Raw genomic sequence first — 1812 nt, 5'->3', positions numbered from 1 at the left:
GCACCCGCTCCGGATAGCTCCCACCAGCAACATGATCACTCGGCACGAGACAGGGACTCTACCCGATCAAGATCATCTAATCGAACGACGTTGCAGCGTGGCCTGCGAAAACCTTCGCTCCGCGGGCAAGGAAATGAAATAGTCGCGGAAGGCTGAATACCAGGGCCTCACGAAACAAGACGTCCTCTTTGGTAAATGTGAAAATGCCCCGGAGGCCGGCCTGCCAGTAGATGGGGTGCGGCGTACGCTGACTGGATGTAGGCGAGTCCCGCAGCGCAGCATGTGAAGGGACACCTTTACGGCTGGACCACAACAGGGGACGTGGCCTGTCGCGACGCAGCACGGCGTGCCGGCGCAGCACGTCCCGCCTCGCAGACACCCGTGGGATGCGGCCCCTTGACCAGTTCACCTCCGCGCATTGGCTCGCACGTTCGGCCCCGCCCCCGTGAATCCCTGAGGAGACCGAAGCCGTGTCTTCCAGAAGAGTGCTGATCTCCGGCGCGTCACGAGGCATCGGCCGTGAGGTGGCCGATCGTTTGAACGCCAACGGCCACCATCCGATCGGGTTGGCCCGCTCCGCTCCACAGGAATTCCCCGGCGAGTTCTACACCGTGGACCTCGCTGATCGCGCCGCCACCGCGCGCACCCTCGACGACATCCTGCAGCGCGGCACCGTCGACGCCCTGGTCAACAACGTCGGGATCGTCCGCCCCGCCCTGCTGCCCGAAGTGGACCTGAACGACCTGCTGACCGTCTACGACCTGAACGTCCGCACCGCCGTACAACTGACCCAGGCAGTCCTGCCCGGAATGGCCGAGCAGCGCTGGGGCCGCATCGTCAACGTCACCAGCCTCGTCACCCTCGGCCTGCCCGAGCGAACCTCGTACGGAGCCGCCAAGGCAGCGCTGGACTTCTGTACTCGTGCCTGGGCGGGCGAACTCGCCGGCGAGGGAATCACCGTCAACTCGGTCGCTCCCGGTCCGACGGAAACCGAGCTGTTCCGCCGGCACAACCCACCCGGATCGCCCGGCGAAACCCGCTACGTCGCCGGTGTTCCGCTCGGTCGCCTGGGTCAACCCCGCGAACTGGCCGCCGCCATCTGCTTCCTGCTCTCCGAAGACGCCGCGTTCATCACCGGCCAGACCTTGCGCGTCGACGGCGGCGCCAGCGTCGGCTGAGCGAGAAGCGGACGCGGCGACTGGGTACTTCGACACCGGAGGGCAGGCCCGGCTGTTCATGTGGGGCTTGATGGCGGTCCCGTGCGGATACCGCATCGACACGCTCTGCCGTGACGGCTCAGACAGCCGGTTGCTACTGGATCACGCCCTGGTTGGGGTCGCCGAGGGGGTCGCTCTCCACCGGCCGGATCTCGGTGGGTGCTGCCAGGAGGGGCTTGGTCGCACAAGCCCACGCTCTGACCAGTTCGGATGCCGTGGGCTTCGGTCGTTGTCTCGACCGACCTCGCACGGCTCGGGGACGGTCCGAGAACGGTCACTCGGTGGACGTCTCCCACTCTCACAGCCACACCCTCACCCGGTAGTTGTGCTCGGCGTGCCAGTCACCTCTCCGGTGATGTGGGAGCCGATGTGGGTGCGGAGCGCGGGCCGGGCTGTCATCAGCGGCTTGACGAACCACCGACCGGCTCGACGCAACGGTGTTGATGCCGACTGCCCCCGGCGCCGGGGCAGTCGGTCATGTTGGTTGGTCAGCTGAGCGCGGTGAGGAGGGTGTTGAGTGCCTTGACCTCGGTGGTCTTGTCGGGGTTCGGAGCGCGTAGCGCGGTCAGGGCATGGTCGATCTCGCTGTCGAGGA

1 protein-coding gene is annotated in these 1812 nt (G+C 66.6%); it reads left to right on the top strand.

Annotated features, from left to right (window positions below):
• Positions 1 to 470 precede the first annotated feature (470 nt).
• Complete coding sequence (locus ABZ904_RS51135; RefSeq protein WP_359408751.1) at positions 471 to 1178, top strand: SDR family oxidoreductase; 708 nt, start codon at positions 471 to 473, stop codon at positions 1176 to 1178.
• Positions 1179 to 1812: the final 634 nt, after the last annotated feature.

The organism is Streptomyces sp. NPDC046900 (genome assembly GCF_040644975.1).
GTDB lineage: Bacteria > Actinomycetota > Actinomycetes > Streptomycetales > Streptomycetaceae > Streptomyces.
The sequence above is the reverse complement of the archived record's forward strand: the minus strand, read 5'-3'. Positions and strand labels throughout refer to the sequence as shown.